This is a genomic window from Erythrobacter sp. HA7-11 (assembly GCF_055693605.1).
The window spans coordinates 118,126-137,742 of record NZ_JBVFUF010000002.1; the positions used below are offsets into that span (position 1 = coordinate 118,126).

Annotated in this window: 24 protein-coding genes and 1 pseudogene; 11 read left to right on the forward strand and 14 right to left on the reverse strand. The window is 59.7% G+C overall.

From position 1 onward, the window contains the following. Positions 1 to 10 precede the first annotated feature (10 nt). The 5 genes and pseudogenes from ACZ1GU_RS00755 to ACZ1GU_RS00775 all read left to right on the forward strand — a co-directional run bounded on the left by ACZ1GU_RS00755 (position 11) and on the right by ACZ1GU_RS00775 (position 2,875). A pseudogene (locus ACZ1GU_RS00755) lies at positions 11 to 1,211 on the forward strand (aminotransferase class V-fold PLP-dependent enzyme). Then, entirely contained in the window at positions 1,208 to 1,702 is a 495-nt protein-coding gene (locus ACZ1GU_RS00760; protein ID WP_472646239.1) for an SUF system Fe-S cluster assembly protein, read from the forward strand. The pseudogene ACZ1GU_RS00755 and the gene ACZ1GU_RS00760 overlap by 4 nt, the downstream one beginning before the upstream one ends. Then, positions 1,702 to 2,064, forward strand: coding sequence for a HesB/IscA family protein (locus ACZ1GU_RS00765; protein ID WP_472646240.1), 363 nt, complete (start codon positions 1,702 to 1,704; stop codon positions 2,062 to 2,064). Before ACZ1GU_RS00760 ends, ACZ1GU_RS00765 begins: the two co-directional genes overlap by 1 nt. Further along, positions 2,064 to 2,543 carry a hypothetical protein gene (locus ACZ1GU_RS00770; protein WP_472646241.1) on the forward strand — a complete coding sequence of 160 codons (480 nt, stop codon included), beginning with the start codon at positions 2,064 to 2,066 and terminating at the stop codon, positions 2,541 to 2,543. Before ACZ1GU_RS00765 ends, ACZ1GU_RS00770 begins: the two co-directional genes overlap by 1 nt. Before the next feature lie 44 nt (positions 2,544 to 2,587). Further along, entirely contained in the window at positions 2,588 to 2,875 is a 288-nt protein-coding gene (locus ACZ1GU_RS00775; RefSeq protein WP_472646242.1) for a hypothetical protein, read from the forward strand. On the opposite strand, the gene ACZ1GU_RS00780 is transcribed toward ACZ1GU_RS00775, so the two are convergent. From ACZ1GU_RS00780 to ACZ1GU_RS00795, 4 genes are all read right to left on the reverse strand, one after another. Continuing rightward, complete coding sequence (locus ACZ1GU_RS00780; RefSeq protein ID WP_472646243.1) at positions 2,872 to 3,303, reverse strand: hypothetical protein; 432 nt, start codon at positions 3,301 to 3,303, stop codon at positions 2,872 to 2,874. The genes ACZ1GU_RS00775 and ACZ1GU_RS00780 overlap by 4 nt on opposite strands. Next, on the reverse strand, positions 3,300 to 3,824 hold the full coding sequence (locus ACZ1GU_RS00785) for a hypothetical protein (RefSeq protein ID WP_472646244.1): 525 nt from the start codon (positions 3,822 to 3,824) through the stop codon (positions 3,300 to 3,302). Before ACZ1GU_RS00785 ends, ACZ1GU_RS00780 begins: the two co-directional genes overlap by 4 nt. An 89-nt stretch (positions 3,825 to 3,913) precedes the next feature. Beyond that, positions 3,914 to 4,330 (reverse strand): hypothetical protein, encoded by a 417-nt coding sequence (locus ACZ1GU_RS00790; protein ID WP_472646245.1) that lies wholly within the window; start codon positions 4,328 to 4,330, stop codon positions 3,914 to 3,916. After that, a complete protein-coding gene (locus tag ACZ1GU_RS00795; RefSeq protein WP_472646246.1) occupies positions 4,327 to 5,049 on the reverse strand; it encodes an EI24 domain-containing protein in 723 nt (240 codons plus the stop codon). Before ACZ1GU_RS00795 ends, ACZ1GU_RS00790 begins: the two co-directional genes overlap by 4 nt. A gap of 86 nt (positions 5,050 to 5,135) precedes the next feature. On the opposite strand from ACZ1GU_RS00795, the gene ACZ1GU_RS00800 reads away from it, so the two are divergent. Beyond that, complete coding sequence (locus tag ACZ1GU_RS00800; RefSeq protein ID WP_472646247.1) at positions 5,136 to 6,140, forward strand: adenosine kinase; 1,005 nt, start codon at positions 5,136 to 5,138, stop codon at positions 6,138 to 6,140. 131 nt (positions 6,141 to 6,271) lie between these two features. Here ACZ1GU_RS00800 and ACZ1GU_RS00805 read toward each other — a convergent pair whose 3' ends face one another. Genes ACZ1GU_RS00805 through purD form a run of 3 tightly spaced genes read right to left on the reverse strand, consistent with a single transcriptional unit; the run spans position 6,272 to position 8,533 of the window. Further along, positions 6,272 to 6,655 (reverse strand): hypothetical protein, encoded by a 384-nt coding sequence (locus ACZ1GU_RS00805; protein WP_472646248.1) that lies wholly within the window; start codon positions 6,653 to 6,655, stop codon positions 6,272 to 6,274. A 60-nt stretch (positions 6,656 to 6,715) separates the two neighbouring features. Continuing rightward, positions 6,716 to 7,252: an NADAR family protein gene (locus ACZ1GU_RS00810; RefSeq protein WP_472646249.1), complete on the reverse strand. Its 537-nt coding sequence runs from the start codon at positions 7,250 to 7,252 to the stop codon at positions 6,716 to 6,718. Further along, positions 7,253 to 8,533, reverse strand: a complete 1,281-nt coding sequence (gene purD, locus ACZ1GU_RS00815; protein ID WP_472646250.1) for a phosphoribosylamine--glycine ligase — start codon at positions 8,531 to 8,533, stop codon at positions 7,253 to 7,255. Between purD and xseA the strand changes: the two genes are divergently transcribed. Genes xseA through ACZ1GU_RS00835 form a run of 4 tightly spaced genes read left to right on the forward strand, consistent with a single transcriptional unit; the run spans position 8,532 to position 12,303 of the window. Further along, on the forward strand, positions 8,532 to 10,037 hold the full coding sequence (gene xseA / locus ACZ1GU_RS00820; protein ID WP_472646251.1) for an exodeoxyribonuclease VII large subunit: 1,506 nt from the start codon (positions 8,532 to 8,534) through the stop codon (positions 10,035 to 10,037). The two genes, purD and xseA, sit on opposite strands and share 2 nt — an antisense overlap. A gap of 23 nt (positions 10,038 to 10,060) precedes the next feature. After that, positions 10,061 to 10,264 (forward strand): DUF2093 domain-containing protein, encoded by a 204-nt coding sequence (locus tag ACZ1GU_RS00825; protein WP_472646252.1) that lies wholly within the window; start codon positions 10,061 to 10,063, stop codon positions 10,262 to 10,264. Beyond that, a complete protein-coding gene (locus ACZ1GU_RS00830; protein WP_472646253.1) occupies positions 10,261 to 11,232 on the forward strand; it encodes a M23 family metallopeptidase in 972 nt (323 codons plus the stop codon). Before ACZ1GU_RS00825 ends, ACZ1GU_RS00830 begins: the two co-directional genes overlap by 4 nt. Before the next feature lie 33 nt (positions 11,233 to 11,265). Beyond that, a complete protein-coding gene (locus ACZ1GU_RS00835; protein WP_472646254.1) occupies positions 11,266 to 12,303 on the forward strand; it encodes an esterase-like activity of phytase family protein in 1,038 nt (345 codons plus the stop codon). Positions 12,304 to 12,360: 57 nt separating this feature from the next. Here the strand turns inward: ACZ1GU_RS00835 and rpmB are convergent, their stop codons facing one another. Beyond that, positions 12,361 to 12,648, reverse strand: coding sequence for a 50S ribosomal protein L28 (gene rpmB / locus ACZ1GU_RS00840; RefSeq protein WP_472646255.1), 288 nt, complete (start codon positions 12,646 to 12,648; stop codon positions 12,361 to 12,363). A 152-nt stretch (positions 12,649 to 12,800) separates the two neighbouring features. Here rpmB and ACZ1GU_RS00845 point away from each other — a divergent pair, with 152 nt between their 5' ends. Beyond that, entirely contained in the window at positions 12,801 to 13,256 is a 456-nt protein-coding gene (locus ACZ1GU_RS00845; protein WP_472646256.1) for a nucleoside deaminase, read from the forward strand. Positions 13,257 to 14,537: 1,281 nt separating this feature from the next. Here the strand turns inward: ACZ1GU_RS00845 and ACZ1GU_RS00850 are convergent. The 6 genes from ACZ1GU_RS00850 to ACZ1GU_RS00875 all read right to left on the reverse strand — a co-directional run bounded on the left by ACZ1GU_RS00850 (position 14,538) and on the right by ACZ1GU_RS00875 (position 19,614). Then, positions 14,538 to 15,290 (reverse strand): SpoIIAA family protein, encoded by a 753-nt coding sequence (locus ACZ1GU_RS00850; protein WP_472646257.1) that lies wholly within the window; start codon positions 15,288 to 15,290, stop codon positions 14,538 to 14,540. Positions 15,291 to 15,345: 55 nt separating this feature from the next. Next, positions 15,346 to 16,062 (reverse strand): ribonuclease T2 family protein, encoded by a 717-nt coding sequence (locus tag ACZ1GU_RS00855; RefSeq protein WP_472646258.1) that lies wholly within the window; start codon positions 16,060 to 16,062, stop codon positions 15,346 to 15,348. Beyond that, positions 16,049 to 16,483: a hypothetical protein gene (locus ACZ1GU_RS00860; RefSeq protein ID WP_472646259.1), complete on the reverse strand. Its 435-nt coding sequence runs from the start codon at positions 16,481 to 16,483 to the stop codon at positions 16,049 to 16,051. Before ACZ1GU_RS00860 ends, ACZ1GU_RS00855 begins: the two co-directional genes overlap by 14 nt. Continuing rightward, the gene (gene nadC, locus ACZ1GU_RS00865) at positions 16,480 to 17,343 is read right to left on the reverse strand and encodes a carboxylating nicotinate-nucleotide diphosphorylase (RefSeq protein WP_472648666.1); all 864 of its coding nucleotides are present in this window, start codon (positions 17,341 to 17,343) and stop codon (positions 16,480 to 16,482) included. Before nadC ends, ACZ1GU_RS00860 begins: the two co-directional genes overlap by 4 nt. A gap of 217 nt (positions 17,344 to 17,560) precedes the next feature. Beyond that, complete coding sequence (locus ACZ1GU_RS00870) at positions 17,561 to 18,358, reverse strand: LytR/AlgR family response regulator transcription factor (protein WP_472646260.1); 798 nt, start codon at positions 18,356 to 18,358, stop codon at positions 17,561 to 17,563. After that, on the reverse strand, positions 18,355 to 19,614 hold the full coding sequence (locus ACZ1GU_RS00875) for a sensor histidine kinase (protein WP_472646261.1): 1,260 nt from the start codon (positions 19,612 to 19,614) through the stop codon (positions 18,355 to 18,357). Before ACZ1GU_RS00875 ends, ACZ1GU_RS00870 begins: the two co-directional genes overlap by 4 nt. Between the last annotated feature and the right edge of the window lie 3 nt (positions 19,615 to 19,617).

Here is a 19,617-nt window from a genome sequence, read left to right on the forward strand (position 1 = left end):
CGCCGCCTTGATGCGCGATCTGCGCGCTGACTTTCCCGGCCTTGTCACGGGTGAGGGTATTGCATGGCATTATCTCGACACCGCTGCGACGTCGCAAAAGCCGCAAAAGGTGATCGACGCGATGGCGCGCGCGTTGGGTGAGGACTATGCGACGGTTCATCGCGGGGTCTATGCGCGCTCGGTACGACATGACGCGGGCTTACGAAGCGGCGCGGCGCACAATTGCTCACTTTATCGGCGGACAAGAGGACGAGATCGTCTTTACGCGCGGCGCGACCGAGGCGATCAATCTCGTCGCCAACACCTGGGGGCAAGCGAATATCGGCAAGGGTGACCGCATCCTGCTTTCGCAGCTGGAACATCACTCTAACATCGTGCCGTGGCAGATGCTGGCCGAGCGTGTCGGCGCACACATTGATGTCTGCCCGCTAACCCAGAATCACCAGATCGATTTGGATGCAGCAGAGGCGATGCTGACAGAGCGGCACAAGCTCGTTGCGTTCGGCCATGTCTCCAACGTGCTGGGCAGCGTGCTCGATGCGCCGCGCGCGGCGAAACTCGCGCATAATGTTGGGGCAAAGCTACTGCTCGATGGCTGCCAGTCCGCGCCGCATATGCCGGTTGATGTTGCGGCGCTCGATTGTGATTTCTTCGTCTTCAGCGCGCATAAACTCTATGGCCCGACTGGGATCGGGGCTTTGTGGGCGCGCAAGACCATCCTTGACGCCATGCCTCCGTGGGAAGGCGGGGGCGCGATGATCGACCGCGTGACTTTCGGGAAGACCACCTATGCGCCTGCGCCTCAGCGATTTGAGGCCGGCACGCCTGCGATAACCGAAGCAATCACCTTTGCGGCGGCTGCAGACTATGTGAGCGAGGTTGGCCTCGATCAGATTCACGCGCGCGAAAGCGTGTTGGTTGAGCGGCTGCGCAAAGAGCTTGGCGCGATGAACGACGTGACCCTGTTTGGTCCTGCTGACAGCGCCGGGATTGTGAGCTTTGCCATTGATGGCATCCATCCACATGATTTGGGCACGATCCTCGATGAAGCGAACGTCGCGATCCGCGCCGGGCATCATTGCGCCCAGCCATTGATGGACTATCTCGGCGTGCCGGCGACCGCGCGGGCCAGTTTTGCCCTTTATTCCAATGACGATGATATTGATGCGCTGCTTGATGGCATTGCGCGCACTCGGAGGCTGTTCGGATGAACAAACCGCACGAAGATAAGGAATTTGTCGCAGCGCCCGCGCCTAATGACGAGGTGGTGAAGCCACCCCGCGCGCGCGTGCAGGATGCTGTCGATCCGGACGAAGGCGCGGATGCACCGCGTGAGCGCGATTATCTCGACGGGTTCCTCGCGAAAAAGCCCGAGGCGGACAGCGTCGGCGGCGCAGGCAGCGATCTGCAGCAAGCGGTCGTTGATGCACTCAAAGAGATCTATGACCCGGAAATTCCGGTCAACATCTATGACCTCGGTCTGATCTACGGTGTCGAGGTTGATGACGAGGCCGATGTAACCGTTACGATGACGCTCACCACACCGCATTGTCCGGTTGCCGAAACCATGCCGGGCGAGGTCGAACTGCGCGCGGCATCCGTGCCGGGCATTCGCGATGCCGAGGTTAATCTGGTCTGGGATCCGCCTTGGGGCCCGGACAAGATGTCTGACGAGGCAAGGCTAGAATTGGGGATGCTGTGATGAGCGATACGAAAGCTACTCTTCGCGAGCGCCCCGCCGCTGTGATCCTGACCAAGGCAGCCGAAGCGCGCATTGCCGAATTGATGAGCGGCGCACCGGACGATGCCATCGGCGTCAAACTGTCGACACCACGCAGGGGCTGTTCGGGCCTCGCCTATTCAGTCGACTATGTGACCGAAGAGGTCGCGATGGACGAAAAGATCGAGACGCCTGGCGGCATCTTCTACATCGACGGCGCATCAGTGCTCTATCTGATTGGTTCGACCATGGATTGGCGTGAGGACGACTTCACTGCCGGTTTCGTGTTCGAGAACCCAAATGCCAAAGGCGCATGCGGTTGCGGCGAAAGCTTTATGGTGTGATGCCTAAGACTGTCGAGCTGACAAGTCGGCTTGACTGCTCAGCGGACGAAGCGTGGGCGCACGTTCAGAAGTCGGCCCTTCTTCAGCACATCGCATCGCCGCTTATCCGGTTCGTGCCGAAAGCTGGTGAGCGGTTTCCGGAACAATGGTCGGAAGGCGAATATCGCGCCTGGATGCTCCTCTTCGGAATAGTGCCAATCGGATGGCAGGCGATCGTCATCTCTCATCCCGAGCCTGAACAGAATACGCGCTATTTGCGCGACAACGGGTTCGGCCCGATGATCCGGCGTTGGGATCACTGGATTGAGATTTCACCCGAAGGGCCAGATACGACAAGATACGTCGATCGAGTGACAATCGACGCAGGCATTCTCACACCTTTGATCGCTGCCTTTGCCCGCGCATTCTACACTCACCGTCAGAAGCGCTGGCGAGCGCTTGCGAAATCAAATTTTGCAGCGCTACTGACCCGTAATTGAATTAAGTCTAGCGCTCAGTGTGTTAGTGTGGTAATGCACTTAGCATGACCAGAAGCACATCACGACCGCAAGATGGCATAGGCGCAGCGATAGCTCTCGCGGTTGGCATCGGTGTGCTCGCGACTGCTGTCGGTAAGGCTTTGGGTGAGGCGAGGGTCAAACCAACGCGCAGACCAAAAGCTGCAAGCGCGAGCTTTCAGCAATGGATGCGGGACAGCAGGCCGCCAAACCGCAAACCTCCCGAAGCGGGAATCGCAGTTCCTGCGGTGCCGCCTAAAGGGCCGCTGCCAATGCAGGGCGGAGCCGGAGCTCCGCTCGATTTCGACGCTTAAAGGTCGCCGTCTTCGGCAAGGCGATCGATCAGACGCTGTTCGATCGGATCGATTTCGCCATCAGCATCGACCATGCCGTCGAGCCATGATTGCTCGCCGGGGGTGACAACATTGCCCTCGGTTGCGCGGCCAGCAATCGTGTGGCCAAGCGGCTTCTTCTTGCCAAAAACGACGCCGAGAGCGTTTGCTACATCGGGCTTTGAATTCGCCATCTTGGCCAAGAATCCGCGAACGCTGGTTGAAGTATCGGCGACGAAAGCCTCCAACTCTTTGGCACGCTCGTGGCTGATTTGCGCATGCGCGAAGTTGAAGCCCTTGAGGTAATTCGCGACGCCATCGACGAACAGGTCGGCCCATTCCGGCGCATTCGCCTCGGCTTTGGTCGCATCCTTGATGCGGAACAGCATTTCAGCGTCGAACCGGCTCACGGTACCGCAGTGCCCATTCCGCCGCTCGCGAAAATAAGGCGGCGCAGCAATTTGGATTCTGCAGCGGTGACATGGGTGTCGGAAAGCTCGCCTCCGCAGCGGGTTGGGCCCACGCCAGTTAGAACTTCGCTTTCGAGCTGCTTCAGCGCGTATGATTTCAGCTTTTCCGGTACATTCTGCGCGCGTTCGACGATCCGCACCACCGCCTCCAGCTCGGCCATGCTTTCGACTTTGCCATCATGGTCGATCTGCCCGATCAGCCAGTCTGCCTCTTCATCGCTGCACATTAGGCGCGGCTCCGTGCCGTTGAGCACGAATTCGCCAATCGCTTCGACGAAAAAGTCGACCCAAGCGGGATCGCGATCAGACAGAACGTTATTGATCGCAAAAATCGCTTCGGCTTCGCCGCGGTGGATTTCCCCATCGCCCCAACCCAGCTGGCGCAATGAAAGCAGCTCATCAGGTGAAATTAGTCCATCTTCGCTGACGCGAGCGGCGAGATCGGCAAACATATGGCTCATAGCGTTTTGGGTCCCTTCCCAGTTCACGCGCGAAACTAGCCAAAGATGCTTAAAACACGGTTACCACCCGCGAGGTCGGCGCTGGGAGACTAACGCGAGCCAAGTTGGCGGATGCAGCTTGCCTCATCGACCTTCGCGCCGTTGGCTGGATCGCGTGCCTCGACGTAGGTGGCGGTTGGTGTCGCCCCGGGTTCTAGCGGATACAGGAAGACATCGAGCACGCATTGATCGCTGGCGAATTGCAGTTTGCGCGCGTCTCCCTCGGACAGATCGAGCCTCGCATCGCCAAAATGCCGGGTGAGCCTGTCCGGTCCGGCGCCGATAAGGCCGCTAACACCTGCGATATTTTGAACCGGTGGTGCCTTGAAACCGCCCTCTGATCTCACCGTAGTGGTTAATCCTCCGGTGCGTGTGACGCCAGGCTCCAGCTTGGTGCCCGCGCGCGGCCCTGTGGCGCAGGCGCTCACCGTCAGCAGTGCGATCATGACAAGGCCGGCGCGCTTCATGCAGCCGTGGCTCGCCTAGCATTGTGGGTCAAATGCGTTCCCGCAGCAGCGCCCAAAACCGGCGCGAGGAAATTCACGAATGGAACCAGCATTAGTCCTGCAATCACTCCGCCCAGCGCCAATCGCTGCAAAGGGCTAACCGGCGAGGTGAGTTCATCGGGTGCCCGATGCCTCAGCCACGCCATGTCGGTCAGCTCGCGGCCCAATAGCACCGCGTTGACTCCAATGAAAACAATCGCCGGACCAATAGCGGTGAAAAACAGCACGACTGCCACCGGCAAGGCCAAAGCGTTGAGCAGCAATGCCCGCCAGGTTCCGCGCAGCGAATTGCTCAAGTCTTCGCGAAACGGCAGGTCACGCCGCGACCTCGCCTGTTCAGGGTAGTGGCGCTGTTCGACTGCGCGCACGATGTCATCAGCAAAGAATTGCAGCACGGCGAGCGCGACAATGCGGAACAGGATCCACATCGCAAACACTGTGATGATAATTGTTGCGAGGAATGTCCCGCTGAACCCGGCAAACAAGCCAGCTCGCGCGAAGATCGCATCGAGCGTCAGATACAAGACGACCCCAAGTCCCGCGAAGATCGCCAAGGTCACCAGCAAGCTCTTGCCCAGCACTTTCAGCACGGTACCGGGTCGCCGAGCTGCGCCAATGCCTTGGACAATGCTGCGAAAACGGCTCCCATGTTTGCCGCGATGGCGACTCAGCGCGTTCAAGTCAAACGTGGATCGTACTTGGCGCGCGGACCGATCCTCGCTAGGCGCTGACGCAACATTCTTTCTCCCAAAAACAGGAACACCCAGTGAGCGAACCCACCACCGAAGCCCGTTATGATGTTATCGCGATCGGCAATGCCGTCGTCGATGTGATCGCCTCTTGCGGAGAGGAACTGATTGACGAGCTTCAGCTCAATCGTGGCGGGATGACGCTGGTTGATGAGGCGCGCGCCGATGAGCTTTATGGTGCGATGCCGCCTGCTCGCGAAGTTTCTGGCGGATCGGCGGCGAACACGCTCGCTGGCCTGTCGACATTGGGCCTGCAATGCGCCTTTATCGGCCAGGTTGCCGACGATCAGCTGGGAAAGGTTTTCCGCCACGACATGCGCGCGACGGGCATAGATTTCGATACGCCTGCGCGGGAAGGGGAACCGGCGACCGGGCGCGTGCTGATCTTCGTAACGCCCGATGGCGAGCGGACGATGAACACCTTTCTGGGTGCAGGCCAATATTTGCCTGCCGAAGCCTTGGACGAAGAGCTGATCGCGAGTGCAAGCATACTCTATCTCGAAGGCTATCTGTGGGATCCCGAAGAGCCGCGCAAAGCCATGCGCCGCGCCATCCAGGTGGCGCGCGACGCCGGGCGCAAGATCGCATTCACGGCTAGCGAAAGCTTTGTGATCGACCGCCACGGAGACGACTTCCGCGAAATGATCGACGGAGGCCTGATCGACATTCTATTCGTCAATGAGAGCGAGCTGGCGACGCTGACTGGTGAAGACGATTTTGAAGCGGGTATCGCGGCGGTTGCGGGCAAGGTTCCGGTACTGGTCGCGACGCGCAGCGAAAAAGGCGCGGTTGCGATTGCGCATGGAGAGCGTGCGGAGACCGCCGCGATGCCGATCGAGAAAGTGGTCGATACGACCGGCGCGGGCGACCAGTTTGCTGCCGGCTTCCTCTCCGGCCATGCGAAAGGCGAGCCGCTGACGAGCTGCCTAAAGCGCGGCGCAATTGCCGCCGCGGAAGTCATTTCGCATTACGGTCCGCGCCCCGAAGCGGACATGAAGAAGCTCATGGAAGAGCGGTTATAGGGTTGAGGTTTGGGTTCTCCCATCCGGGCTAACGTCCTCGCTAAGACATGCAGCATAGCTGCGCCCGCTGCGGGCGGACGCATGCCCTTGCGGTCCGCTCCGCGAAGCGTTTATCGGGCTGACCATGTTGGCTATTCAAGCGGTGCGTAATCTGCGCGCTTGAGGGTAAGCATGTGCTCCGCGATCAACTCGACCTGGTCGGCGTCTAGATCGAAATCCATAACTTCCGGGTAGTTGTGCGCATCAGTTAGCCAGCTTGCCAGCGTGCCTTCGTCCAACCCTTCGCGATTGGCGATAGAGGCAAAAGTTGGCGCCATCGGATTGGGCGAAAGCGCGGGGTATTCGACTGCGTGGCACCCGCCGCAAGCCGCCTGACTGAATGTCAGTGCGCGCTCGTCTGGCGCGGCGGAGGAGGCGACACCGGGCGGCGTGCCATAGGTTTGGCAAGCGGCGAGCGAGAGCGCGATGGGAAGAGTGGCGGCGAGCGCGGCGAAGCGGGTGAGTGTTTTGACCATGCTCGCCTTTGAGCACGGCTTTGTCGCCCACGCTTTGACCGAGATCAAATCGAGCGTTGATTAGCTGCGCGCTTCGCGTGAACCATCTCGGATCATGGTGAGTATTCTTCCAAGCAAATTGTCTCCGCGCCAGCTATCGGGCCTCTGATTATTGGGGTCATCGATATGCAATCCATTTCCCCAGTTCCAGTCACGCGGATTGGCTTCAACCAGCATGCTTGGCGAGGTGTTACACAACTGACGCATCGCCCCGTGATTCTGTTGGAACTTTGCTCGGTTTCCTTCGAACACAATGTGGCAGCGCCACTTGTGCCAAAGCACATCGTCAAAATTTTTCACTTGGGCGCCAAGGCGCTTATGAACAGCAGGATCATCGGTAGTTATGATTTTTCGAGCGACCTCTTGGTCCTCGAAAAGTGCTGCTTTGCACGCCATCATATATTGTTCGGCGCAAACAAATTGCTCGCCGAACAGCTCAAAGGGCGTCGGATGCCATTGGCTGAACACCCCTTTGATAAAAGGGTGAAATTTGGAGTAACTGGAGGGGCTCGGAAGATTTGCTTCTGACAATGAAGGGTTTGGCGGAAACTCAATCATCTATGCGGATTGCCTTGCTTCACGGTCGACTTCTTTCTGGCCGATGTCGCGGCGGCAAAAGCCGCTGGGGAAGATGATCGCATCGACAGCCTTGTAGGCGGCCTTTTGCGCGGCGGTGACGCTTGCGCCGGTGGCGGTGACGTTGAGCACTCGCCCGCCGCTGGCGACCAGCGCGTTGTCTTTGATTGCGGTGCCCGCGTGGAAGACCTTCGCATCGCCCTCCTCAGCCGAACCCAAATCAATCGCGCCGCCCTTGTCAGGCGTGCCGGGATAGCCCTTAGCCGCCATTACTACCGTGAGTGCAGTGGCGTCCGCGAATGTGGCTTCGACACCGGCTAATTCACCCTTGGCGCAGGCGAGCATGATCGCGGCCAGATCGCTTTGCAGCCGCGTCATCAGAACCTGGCATTCGGGATCGCCAAAGCGGCAATTGTACTCAATCAGCTTCGGGCCATCCGCGGTCAGCATCAGCCCGGCATAGAGCACACCGGAATAGGGGATGCCTTCGGCGCGCATGGTCTCGACCGTGGGTCGGATGATTTTGTCCATCACCTTCGCTTGAAGCTCTGACGTCAGCACTGGTGCAGGCGAGTAAGCACCCATGCCGCCTGTGTTCGGCCCGGTATCGCCTTCACCCACGCGCTTGTGATCCTGCGCGGTGCCAAAGGGGAGAATGGCGGTTCCATCGGTGAGCGCGAAGAAGCTCGCTTCCTCGCCCACCATGAATTCCTCGACCACCACCTCTGCGCCCGCCTCGCCAAAGCGTCCGCCAAACATGTCGGCGAGCGCAGCATTGGCGTCGGCTTCGGTTTCTGCGATCACGACGCCCTTGCCAGCCGCCAGGCCATCGGCCTTGAGAACGAAGGGTGCGCTGAACTTGGCGAGCGCGGCTTCGGCCTCTTCTAGCGAGGTCGTGCGGACATAGCCCGCAGTGGGGATGTTCGCGCGGTCGCACAGCTCTTTGGTGAAGCCCTTCGACCCTTCCAATTGCGCCGCCGCTTTGGAGGGTCCGAACACGGGGATGCTCTCGCCGCGCAGACTGTCCGCGAGGCCATCGACCAAGGGGGCCTCAGGGCCAATCACGACCAGGCCGATTGCGTTTTCCTTGCAAAATGACGCCACTGCACCGTGATCGCCTGCGTCGAGCGACACCAGCTCTGCATCCTCGGCGATGCCCGGATTGCCGGGGGCAGCGTAGAGCTTTGTGCAAGAGGGGGATTGCGCCAGCTTCCACGCCAGCGCATGTTCGCGCCCGCCAGACCCAAGTAGAAGGATATTCATGGCTTCCCCGCCGCAAAATGATGATGACAATCCCGGCCTCGTAGCGCGAGAGCGGCAGGGCGACAACGCGCAACCTTTGTCGATCACCGAGATTTCGAATGCGCTGAAGCGGACGGTGGAAGACCGGTTCGGCTATGTCCGTGTGCGCGGTGAGATTTCGCGGGTGTCGCGGCCTCGCTCGGGTCATGTCTACACCACGCTGAAGGACGAGAAATCGAACCTTGATGCGGTGATGTGGAAGGGGAATGCCGCCCGCCTCAACTTCAATCTCGAAGAGGGTTTGGAGGTGATCGCGACAGGTAAGCTGACCACCTATGCGGGTCAGTCGAAATACCAGATCGTCATGGATTCGATGGAGATTGCGGGCGAGGGCGCTTTGCTGGCGCTGCTGGAGAAAACCCGCGCGCGGCTGGCGGCAGAAGGCTTATTCGCCCCTGAGCGAAAGCGCGCGCTGCCGTATCTGCCGCGCACGATCGGCGTGGTGACATCGCCGACAGGCTCGGTCATCCGCGACATCCTGCATCGGCTGGCGGATCGCTTTCCCAGCCACGTTCTGGTTTGGCCAGTGCTGGTCCAAGGGCAGGGCTCTGCGGCACAGGTTGCGAACGCCATTCGCGGGTTTGATGCATTCGAGCATGGCGGCGATCTGCCGCGCCCTGATTTGCTGATTGTCGCGCGCGGCGGCGGCTCGATCGAAGATCTGTGGGGCTTTAACGAGGAAGAAGTGGTTCGTGCGATCGCAGAATGTTCCATTCCGGTTGTTTCTGCCGTGGGCCACGAAACCGATACGACCTTGGCAGATTATGCTGCGGACCAGCGCGCGCCGACCCCAACCGCTGCAGCGGAGATGGCGGTTCCGGTGCGGGCGGATCTCGCTGCAACGCTCGCCGACCTTGCTATGCGACAGCGCCGCGCGGTGCATCGCCCGGTCGAGCTTGGTCGCGAGCGGCTCGACGCGCGGGTGCAGCGTCTCCCAAGGCCTGAAAATCTGTTGCAGGCGCAAACCCAGCGGCTCGATGATCTTGGTGAACGCCTGCAGCGCGGGCTGATGACGCGAGCGGGGCAGGGGCGCGAGGCGCTGGCGGGTGTGTCGTCTCGTCTGTCTCCGATAGTGCTCCAGCGTCTTGCTGGTGATGCGCGATCACGATTGGAGCGGGTGCGTTTTACGCCTGCATTGGTCGAGCAGCCTTTGGCGCGCAAATCAGAGAAACTCGCAGCGCTCGCGCGGCTCGCCAGCCAATTCCATCCCGAAAAACCGCTCGAACGCGGCTATGCGATTGTGCGCGACGCCGCGGGTAAGGCATTGACCGGCAAAGCGCAGGCCGAACGGGAAAGCGCGCTTAAGCTTCAATTCAAGGACGGCACGCTAGACATTGCTGCAGGTGGTGCAGATCAGCGTGAGCATCCCCTCGCGCCTGCATCGCCTACCGCCAAGCCTGCTGCAAAAAAGCGCCGCACCCCGCCGAGCGAAACCAAACCTGAGCAAACGGATTTGTTTGACTGAACCCACATGCTAGAGAGTGAACCATGTTGATGTCATCGGGCGATAAAGCCGCCAAACTCCAATACGGCCCCTCAACCTTCCGGGTGATCCGGCAGGGCCAGCATGTCTTTTGCGCCGTCACCGAAGAGGTGATCCCGCTGGAAGAGCTGCGCTATTGGAGTGCCGAGCGGCAAGAGGCTTATGCAACCTGCGAGATCTCGACCAAGCGTTTCTTGGGCGAGATATGATCGCGGCCTTTTATGGCATCCGCGCCGCTGGCTTGGCCGCGGTTTTAGGTCTTGCCAGCTGCGCATCTGGCGAAGCGGCGACACCGGAAACGGCGGCATCAGACCCCGCAAAGTCTGAGGCGCCCTATACGGCCACGATCAAGGACGCGCGACCCATTCCCAAGCCCGCCAACGAGCGGATCGGGACCGCGCCTTTGTCTGATCTCACCATGGCCCGCGCCCAGCTTCAATTCGCCGGAGAAATGACCCAAGGCGGCTTCATCCGTGGGCGTGTGCCGCAAGGGACAATCTCTGCGATGCTCGGTGAGCAACCCTTGAACATTGGCGCGGATGGTTCTTTCTTCGCCGCATTCGACCGCGACAGTCCGGGCAAATTGACAGTCTCAGCCACCTTGCAAAGCGGGGAGACCGTCAGCAAGGCGATCAATGTCACTCCGCGACAGTGGAACATTCAGCGCGTTAATGTTGCTCGCGGCACTGGTCGGTCGAGCGAGGCCTGGTGGAAGAAGCGCGAGCCGGAATGGCTGGCGATCAAGGAAGCACGCGAGAAAGTCACCGGCGCTGAAGGTTGGAAGCAGGACTTTATCTGGCCGGTGAAGGGCCGCATTTCTGGCCTTTTCGGGCGCCAGCGGATTTATCGCGGCGAACCGGGTTCCTACCACTCGGGAATCGATATCGCGCCGGGTGCGGGTGTGCGCTTTGTCGCTCCTGCCGATGGCGTGGTGGTACTCGCACGCAGCGGGTTCAGCCTTGAGGGTAATTTGATCATAATTGATCACGGTGCAGGGCTGAACAGTGCGTTTCTGCACGCGTCCAAGATTGCGGTGCGCGAGGGGCAGACGGTCAAGCAGGGCGATTATATCGGCAATGTCGGTGCGACAGGACGTGCCAGTGGCCCGCACCTTCACTGGGGCCTCAAATGGCACGATACGCGGCTAGATCCGCTGTTGTTTACAGGCCCACAGTAAAGCGCGTCACAAGCGCAAGGACACCTGGCCGATATGGGGCGCAAATTCCTGATCATCGCGGTTGCACTCGGCCTTGCGCCGGGCACATTCGTGCGCACCAATTTGGCGCCGCTTGCTGACGCTCCGATCGCCTTTGTGGCGATTGAAACTCGCAAGGGCATTGAAGGGCCGCTGACGGTCGAGAACGTCTGGCAGATCCGTTCAGATCATCCTGATATTGGCGGCTATTCCGGCTTTGTTGCGCAAGGCGACGGGCTGTTCTTTGCGGGCAGCGACAGGGGGCGCTTCCTAGATTTTGAATTTGCCGATGATGGCGCAAGGGGCGTGGTCAATCGCCTGGGCTATCTGCCGTGGCGATCTCCCGCTCAGCCATTCCTTACCGATCTGGAAGCGCTGACCAGCGATCCGAAGACGGGTGCGCTGTGGGCGGCTTACGAACACGGCAATGTGATCGACCGGATCAATCCTAATGGCAGCGTGACCCGAGCAAGGCCGAAGGAGATCTCTTCATGGTCGTCCAATAGCGGACCCGAGACACTTTTGCGTCTAGCTGATGGTCGGTTTCTTGTGCTGGGAGAAGCGCCGGAGCCCACTGGTGGTCGGCGCGATCGGCCCGGCGTGCTTTATTCCGGTGATCCGGTGGAGGGAGCCGACGCCATCCTATTCCGCTACAAAAGCACGCCGCGTTATTCTCCAGTTGATGCCGCGCAAGTGCCAGGTGGCGATGTGCTCATTCTCGAACGCCGCGTGCAATACCGCTTGCCTGACGCTGAATTTGACGCACGGATTGTGCGTGCCGACCCCGGTGCAATTGTTGAAGGCGAACAATGGTCAGGTACAGTTGTGCAGACCTTTAGTGGCGAGATGTTCGGCGAGAATTTCGAGGGATTGGATTTCGTCCCCGACAACGACAATCCTAAGGCTGGCTGGCTTTATATGATCGCTGACAACAATTTGTCCGCGTTCCAGCGGACATTGCTGGTCAAACTGCGTTGGCCTGCCGGTGGACCGAAAGCGAAGCAGGATTCTGCCGCTAATCCTAAGCAGACAAAGGAAAAGGCGCGCGAGTAGCACCCGCACGCCTTCCGAATTCTTTTGAGGTCAGATGACCCGAAAGCTCACGCCTGATTAGGCGGCTTTTTCAGCCTTCTTAAGCTCACGCTTCACTTTAAGAGCGCGGGCCGACAGCTTGTCGTCCTTGGTCTTGAGCAGCCAGTTGTCGAGGCCGCCATTGTGCTCAACCGAGCGCAAACCTTGTGTCGACACGCGGAACTTGAAACCACGATCCAGCTTCTCGCTGAGCAACGTTACGTTCTGCAGGTTGGGCAGAAAAACACGCTTGGTCTTGTTGTTGGCGTGGCTGACATTGTTCCCAACTTGGCGACCCTTGCCGGTCAGTTCGCAGATGCGCGACATGATATCTCTCGTTTCGTTCACAATTACGGGCCGCGCGATTCGATTCGGCGCCCTGATTAGACGGGTTATCCCGGAAAGCGGCGCGCATAGCGGGGGTGGGCGAATCGTCAAGCAAAGTTGCGCTGTGCCTGCGTCGTCGCTAGCGCGGCAATATGACGAGATGGCCTGTCCCGCAAGCGATGCAAACAGCTCTCGCCGCTGCGCGTGAAGCCGCTGGGGTTGGCGAAGTGCCCGTGGGCGCTGTCGTTATGCGCGGCGATGAGGTTCTGGCAGTTGCCGCCAATGCGACGCGAACCCCACCTGATCCAACCGGGCACGCGGAGATACGCGCGCTGAGAATGGCAGCGGAAAAGCTTGGCGATGAGCGGCTCACTGGCTGCGATCTCTATGTGACATTGGAGCCTTGCGCGATGTGCGCTGGCGCGATCAGCCACGCACGGATTGCGCGGCTTTACTACGCGGCAAGCGATCCCAAGGGCGGCGCGGTCGAGAATGGCGCGCGGGTATTCGAACAGGCGCAATGCCTGCACCGGCCAGACGTCTATTCGGGCATGGGCGAAGCAGAGGCGGCGGAAATATTGCGCGCATTCTTTCGTGTGCGCCGGTGAAAGAACGGGACAAAATCGCCACCCAAACGCCGCGGTGATCGGCGCAAGCACAAGCCGGTTTGTCGCGCATCCGTTTGATACACGCGATATGCTGTTACGCTGGTTTGTGGGAGGCTTGTCATGAAGACAGCGTTGCCGTTTGTGTTGCTTTTGTCGGTGGCCTGCCCTGCATTGGCCAACCCTGATAGCGTGGCACCTGAAGGCTGGGACCGGTCAGAAAACCGCTCTTTAACAGTTTATCAGTCGAACCCGCGCGGCGAAGTCATGGTGTTTCGTACCTTTGAAAACACCAGTAATATTGCCAACGGCGTGGAGCAATTCGCGAGCACGATGACGGGCAATGCAGACCGAGTGGTGATGGCGCGCGACCGCATGTCTGGCCCTTTGTATGTGCAAGACATTGAATACATCCAACGCGGCGTGACCATGCAGGCGCAGATCATTGGTGTTCAGCAAAGCGGCAACAGCGTGCTTGTTATGGCCTATCTTGCTGCCAAGTCTGCTCCCAATCTCAATCAGCGGATGGAGGGAGCCAAGCAGCGGATGGCGGCGCTCGCCGATCCCGATGCGAACGCTTCCGCGGCATCTTCCAGTGCGCCTGCAGCGCGCCCAGCACCTCGCACTGTTGTATCCACTCCCGCGTCTGGCCAAAGCGCGCAGCGGATCATGTTCGAGCTGAAATACAGCTATGGCGTCGGCGGGGCGGTTTACCCAACATATGATCTCGTCGCGCTTCTTGATGGAGGCACGGCAGCAAAACTCGGAAGCTATGCCGTGGATGCGGTTGATGTCGGCGCGATCCGAAGCGCCAAAGCCTCTCATGTTGGCACGTGGAGAAATTCGGGCCGCAATGTCCAGGTGCGATGGTCCGATGGCGACACGTCGGAGCTCAAACCCACCGTCGGCCCGCCAACCGCTTTGCCCGCTTCACGCTTCCTCTCTGGCACCTATCAAGCAATTGGAGGGGGAGGGAATACGGCACTGGGCGGCCAGGTACTGACTGCGCAGGTCAAGCAGTTCACCTTTCGCAGCAATGGCACTTTTAGCCAATCGAGCAGCAAGTCAGCTAGCTCTGGTGCCGGTGCAGCAAGGTCGCGTTCCGGCAATTCTGGGCGATGGTCGCTCGATGGTTCGACCCTGACCCTGCGCTATGGTGATGGTCGAACAGTGCGCACTTCGGTGTTTTACAGCGGGTCTGCCAAGCCACGTGGCAAGTTCGTACCGATATGGCGTGCTTTGGATTGGCGGCGAGGATTACAAGCGGGTGCGCTAGCGATTCTTCTACGCCGTCTCCAGCCACGCAATCGCATCATCCTGATCGTCGAGGTCAAACGCCTTGATGTCGGCATCAACGAGGATGCTGGTGAATTCGGCATAGCGACGGACCCATTTGGGGCCACCGACGACGGCGTAGCGTTCAAGCTTGCGTGCGATCTCGAGCTTTCCTGACAGCACCTCGCGGCTCAACAATCGATCCAGATCAAAACCGTGCCAATGTTTGATGACCAGCATCAAGCGCTTGCAGTTGGGGTCCTCCAATCGCGCGCGGACCATGGCGATGCCGCGCTCCGATTCTTGGCGGTCGAGCCGACCAGATAACTCGTAGGCGGCGATATGGGGTTTGCCCAAATCCAGCTCGTGGATTGCACCGGTGTGCGGAGCATCAGCTTCTTCCAGAATCCATGCGCGGGCAGCATCAGCCTCATCATCGTCGTAGACCTCGTAATTGATGCCGGGCAGCAGCGCGCTCTCAAGCCTTGCCGCAGTCCGCACCCAATCATCGTCGGAAATGACCGCTATCCGATCGAGGCCATAGACCCATTTCATCAAGCTCGGGATATACGCCATTTCCACGCTGACCGCTGACAGCGAAACATCGCCCAGCGCGGTTATGTCTATCAGCAGGTTGCCGCCGCCGCCTGCTTCCAGCTGTTCCTTGGCGAATTTGGCCATCCGTTCGGCATCGGCTTGGCGGAATTCTTCGATTGCCACCATGCGATGGGCCTTGTCTGAGATTTGTTCGATTTCGATCATGCGGAAAGGCTGACAGGATCGCCAGAGATCTGCATTGATCGGGATCAAACAGCGATCACATCCCTCGCCAGATTTTCGCTTTCACTCCATCGCGCGCGCCAAAGCGGCCTGCATCGCAGCGGGTCGGGCGGAAGCGTGTGTTGTAGCAGATGCGCAATTCCTGCAGCCATCCGCGCGAATTGAGCTTTACGCCAACAGCGCTCGCCTGAATGCCGCCATTGGCATCGGCAAAGGCTTGGCGAATGCGGCCTGCGGTCAGGTCATCCTCGCGGCTGATCCGGTCAAAATCGGGGATGCGATAACTGTCCCACAGGATGCGTGTGACCTCGAAATAGGTCTCCGGACGCCTGGTCATGCAGCTGCCGTGCTTGGCCCATTGCCGCGCGATTAGCCGGGTCGATGGCATCATGCACATATTGCGACGCGCCTCTGCCGGTGTCAGGCGACCGCGCGTCGGGCACCATTGCGGCCAGCGGCCATTGGCGCTTTGCGGCCAGAGGCCATGAACGACGAGGCCAAAGCGTCCATTGTCGCCCGAGCATTGGGTGCGATGCGCGCGCTGTCCCTCGCGCGGCTTGCAGAACTCCGGCGACCAGCTCAGCGCCATAGTGTAGCCGGTGACGGGCGTGGTGCGGGTCTGGCCGTTGGGCGTGACCGGCGGAACAGTGGAGACTTGCGGCGCGCGGCATTGATAGGCTTGCGCGTGGGCAGATGCGGGCACGATGATCGCAAGAACGGCAAGCGTGGAGCCAAACCCTCTAGTCAAACTCATGCGCATCAACCCCTTTCCTGCTTGCGAACCAATCATTCGCGCCTTGCGTGAACAACAGCGCCACGGCGCCCAGCGAGATCAGCTGCCCTGTGAGAATACCCGGAAATGCATAGAGCATTGGTAGATTGGTGATGACAAGCGCCACTTTCACGGCTGTCATGCCGACAATGAGCCAGCGGGCGAAGGGGCTCGCGATCAGCCAGACGAGCGCAATGGGGATCAACTCGATCGTGAACCATGCTGAGCTCGCAACAATCGTCCAGTCCCGGTTCCATTCCAGGCCCAGGCCGAGCGCGGCCAACGCCTCTTGCTGTGCGGGCAGATCGAACAGAGCCGTTACGAGGTTCCATGCGGCGAGGCCTAACAGAATGGCGGCAAAAGCATTGATCCCGGCAGGGCGCGGCCCTTTCTGGATCATCATAGCGGGGTGAAATCCAACCCGATATCCGCAGCAGGCGCGCTCTGTGTCAGCCGCCCGACTGAAACGTATTTGACGCCCGTCGCAGCTTTGGCCTTGATGGTATCGAGGTTGATTCCGCCCGATGCTTCGCACGGCACGCGGCCATCGACCATCGCGACCGCCTCGCGCAGAGTATCCGGTTCCATATTGTCGAGCAGCAGGTGGTGTGCACCTGCCTGCAAGGCCGGTTCGATCTGGTCGAGCCGGTCGACCTCGCAAATGATGTGCTCGACGCCTGCTTCTGAGGCGCGGCGCACTGCCTCACCCACGCTGCCTGCGACAAGGACGTGGTTGTCCTTGATCATCGCAGCATCCCACAGGCCCATCCGGTGATTGTTGCCGCCGCCCATGCGTACAGCGTACTTTTCAAGGTGACGCATGCCGGGGATGGTCTTGCGCGTGTCGAGCAAGGTGCAATCGGGATTGTCCATCGCGGTCACATATTCGCGCGTCATGGTGGCGATGCCCGAGAGGTGCTGCACCGTGTTCAATGCGCTGCGTTCTGCGGTCAGCATGGCGCGGGCATTGCCAGTGAGGCGCATCAGGTCCGCGCCCGGCTCAACCGTGTCACCATCGCTGACGAGCAATTCGATTTCCATATCGGGCTGGAGCGCACGGAAGAACGCTTCGGCAATGGGCAGGCCCGCAACCACGATCGGATCGCGGCTGTCCATCACGCCGGAGAAGCGCGCATCGGCCGGGATCACGCTCTCGGATGTGACATCGCGCCCGCCGCCAATCATGCCCTCGCCAAGGTCTTCCGCAAGTGTGTCGCGGACAAATGCGTCGAGATCGAAACCAGTTAACTCGAATTGAGACATTGGAGCTGTGTGAAGCAGTCCCTTGTTTTCCGCAAGCGCATCCGCGCTCGCGATGTCCTCGCTCATGCGATCAAAGACCGCATCGCTGTGGGCGGGCAGAAGGCCCTTGCGGTTCGCTGCGCGAACCGAGCTACCGCCACCAAGTCATTATAAATAGGCTGGTCGGAGCGAATGCGCAGCGCCGAGGATGAGGGCGCCGATGCGCCCTCACACAACATCAATGCACAAAGCGCGCCACAACGTCACGGTAGCTGCGCGACACCTTCACCTCTGCACCACTATCCAGCACCAGGAAGCATTCGCCATTGGTGTGCGGCTTAACCTGACGCACTTGGTCGAGATTGACGATCGTCGAACGGTGCACGCGCTGGAAGGTGCGCGGGTCGAGTCGGCGCTCCAAATCTTTCATCGTTTCGCGCAGGATCAGCGAATTGTCGCCGGTGTAGATGCACATGTAGTCGCCCGCGGCCTCGATATGCTCGATCGAGTCCACCTCGACGCGGAAGATCTGCCCGCGATCCTTCACGTTGATCAGCTTCTCGAAGCGCTCGGTGTTTTCGGCTGCCGCTTCACAGAACTCATCGGCCTTGTCTGGCGCAACTTCAGCGAGCACATTTTTGAGCTTGTCAGCCTCGTCTGCCGATTTCTTCTCGGCAATGCGCTGACGCACACGCTCCATAGTATCGGCGAGCTTGTCCTCATCGACTGGCTTCATCAGATAATTGACCGCATTGGCTTCGAAGGCGCGGATGGCGTGCTCCTCGAATGCCGTTACGAACACGATCAAAGGCGGTTCGATTTCCATGATGCCTTTGACCACGGAAAATCCGTCAAAGCCGGGCATCTGGATATCGAGAAAGACCAGATCGGGCTTTTCGGTTTTGATCTTGCGGATGGCTTCGCGTCCGTTCGAGCAGGTGTCGATCACTTCGACATCCTCGAACGCCTCGAGCCGTAATTGGAGGCCTTGCGTGGCAAGTTTCTCATCATCGACAAGGATAGTGCGGATAGTCATGTAGCTGGTCCAATGGCGCGTTGGGGATTAATGCGAATCGCCGACGCTGGCTGGGGGTTGGTGCCGGGGGCGGCAGTATCGGCTTCCGCGGGGTCGGAGCCGATTCGGGGGTCGCCTTGCGCTGCGGGGGCAGTCACAGGCTGATCTTCGGTTTGAAACGGTATGTCGATCGTCACGATAAAACCGCCATCAGGCTGCGATGTGGTTTCGAACTTGTGATCCGCGCCATAGGCCTGAGCCAAACGGTTGCGGATATTGGCTAGGCCGACGCCGGTTGAAACGGGCTGATTGGCTTTGTCGAGCTCATATTCGATCAACGATTGCTGCACGGGCGTGTCCGCGCCCGGTCCGGTGTCTTCGACCATGATGCGCAACCGCCCGGCCATAATCCGGGCAGACAACGAAATCTTCGCACCTTCTTCTTGCGGACCGACTGCATATTTGATTGCATTCTCGATCAGCGGTTGCAGCAGCATTGAAGGGAGCAGTGCGTCCATTGCATCATCTTCAATGGCAAATTCGGTGCGCAGTCGGTCTTCAAACCGCATCCGTTCGATATCGAGATAGAGCTGCAGCGTCTCGACCTCTTGCGCGAGAGTCACCTGCGCGCCCGGCTCGGAAATGAGTGTGTGCCGCAAAAAGCTCGACAAGCGCGTCAGCATCGCATTGGCTGGCTCGGTCTGCTTGAGCAGCACAAGAGTGCTGATCGAATTGAGCGTGTTAAACAGGAAATGCGGGTTGAGCTGGTAGCGGAGCATCGCAAGCTGAGCGCTGGTCGCCTGTGTCTCCAATCGCTCAAGCCGGTCAGCCTGTTCCTCGAGCGTCAGGAAGTAATTGATCGCGTAATACAGCGCGCTCCACCCGCCGAGAAAAGCGAGCGGAATAAACGACAGGCCGATCATCCGCTGGATGAAGGAGGTGTCGCTGGCCCCGCCAAGGTAAATGCCCTGCACCCATGCATCCACTGTCGCATGGACCAACACTGCCCCCAGCAATGCCAGCGCTGTGGTAACCCAGGTGACATAGGCGTTGCGATTGATCAGCTGCCGGTAAATTACCGAGAGAATAAGACTGATCGAAAATCCGGTAATGGTGGTGACTAAGATGATCACGAGCAGATCAAGCGGTTGGCCATTCGCCAATGCAATCATCGCGCGCAGCAGGAACGCGCCGCCCCAACCCGCCAATTGCAGGTTCCAAAACGCCCGGTTCTTGCTGGCAAAGAACGGTGCAGGCTTGATCGGAAGCATTGCCATCAC

Excerpts from the sequence above, each read along its gene's own strand:
- rpmB (WP_472646255.1), bottom strand. The coding sequence starts at position 12,648 with ATGTCGCGCATCTGCGAACTGACCGGCAAGGGTCGCCAAGTTGGGAAC.
- ACZ1GU_RS00850 (WP_472646257.1), bottom strand. The coding sequence starts at position 15,290 with ATGATCGAAATCGAACAAATCTCAGACAAGGCCCATCGCATGGTGGCA.
- ACZ1GU_RS00790 (WP_472646245.1), bottom strand. The coding sequence starts at position 4,330 with ATGAAGCGCGCCGGCCTTGTCATGATCGCACTGCTGACGGTGAGCGCC.
- ACZ1GU_RS00785 (WP_472646244.1), bottom strand. The coding sequence starts at position 3,824 with ATGAGCCATATGTTTGCCGATCTCGCCGCTCGCGTCAGCGAAGATGGA.
- xseA (WP_472646251.1), top strand. The coding sequence starts at position 8,532 with ATGGCTTCCCCGCCGCAAAATGATGATGACAATCCCGGCCTCGTAGCG.
- ACZ1GU_RS00775 (WP_472646242.1), top strand. The coding sequence starts at position 2,588 with ATGACCAGAAGCACATCACGACCGCAAGATGGCATAGGCGCAGCGATA.
- ACZ1GU_RS00845 (WP_472646256.1), top strand. The coding sequence starts at position 12,801 with ATGACGAGATGGCCTGTCCCGCAAGCGATGCAAACAGCTCTCGCCGCT.
- ACZ1GU_RS00765 (WP_472646240.1), top strand. The coding sequence starts at position 1,702 with ATGAGCGATACGAAAGCTACTCTTCGCGAGCGCCCCGCCGCTGTGATC.
- ACZ1GU_RS00835 (WP_472646254.1), top strand. The coding sequence starts at position 11,266 with ATGGGGCGCAAATTCCTGATCATCGCGGTTGCACTCGGCCTTGCGCCG.
- ACZ1GU_RS00760 (WP_472646239.1), top strand. The coding sequence starts at position 1,208 with ATGAACAAACCGCACGAAGATAAGGAATTTGTCGCAGCGCCCGCGCCT.
- ACZ1GU_RS00855 (WP_472646258.1), bottom strand. The coding sequence starts at position 16,062 with ATGAGTTTGACTAGAGGGTTTGGCTCCACGCTTGCCGTTCTTGCGATC.
- ACZ1GU_RS00810 (WP_472646249.1), bottom strand. The coding sequence starts at position 7,252 with ATGATTGAGTTTCCGCCAAACCCTTCATTGTCAGAAGCAAATCTTCCG.
- ACZ1GU_RS00770 (WP_472646241.1), top strand. The coding sequence starts at position 2,064 with ATGCCTAAGACTGTCGAGCTGACAAGTCGGCTTGACTGCTCAGCGGAC.
- ACZ1GU_RS00860 (WP_472646259.1), bottom strand. The coding sequence starts at position 16,483 with ATGATGATCCAGAAAGGGCCGCGCCCTGCCGGGATCAATGCTTTTGCC.
- ACZ1GU_RS00870 (WP_472646260.1), bottom strand. The coding sequence starts at position 18,358 with ATGACTATCCGCACTATCCTTGTCGATGATGAGAAACTTGCCACGCAA.
- ACZ1GU_RS00830 (WP_472646253.1), top strand. The coding sequence starts at position 10,261 with ATGATCGCGGCCTTTTATGGCATCCGCGCCGCTGGCTTGGCCGCGGTT.
- nadC (WP_472648666.1), bottom strand. The coding sequence starts at position 17,343 with ATGTCTCAATTCGAGTTAACTGGTTTCGATCTCGACGCATTTGTCCGC.
- ACZ1GU_RS00825 (WP_472646252.1), top strand. The coding sequence starts at position 10,061 with ATGTTGATGTCATCGGGCGATAAAGCCGCCAAACTCCAATACGGCCCC.
- ACZ1GU_RS00875 (WP_472646261.1), bottom strand. The coding sequence starts at position 19,614 with ATGGCAATGCTTCCGATCAAGCCTGCACCGTTCTTTGCCAGCAAGAAC.
- purD (WP_472646250.1), bottom strand. The coding sequence starts at position 8,533 with ATGAATATCCTTCTACTTGGGTCTGGCGGGCGCGAACATGCGCTGGCG.
- ACZ1GU_RS00805 (WP_472646248.1), bottom strand. The coding sequence starts at position 6,655 with ATGGTCAAAACACTCACCCGCTTCGCCGCGCTCGCCGCCACTCTTCCC.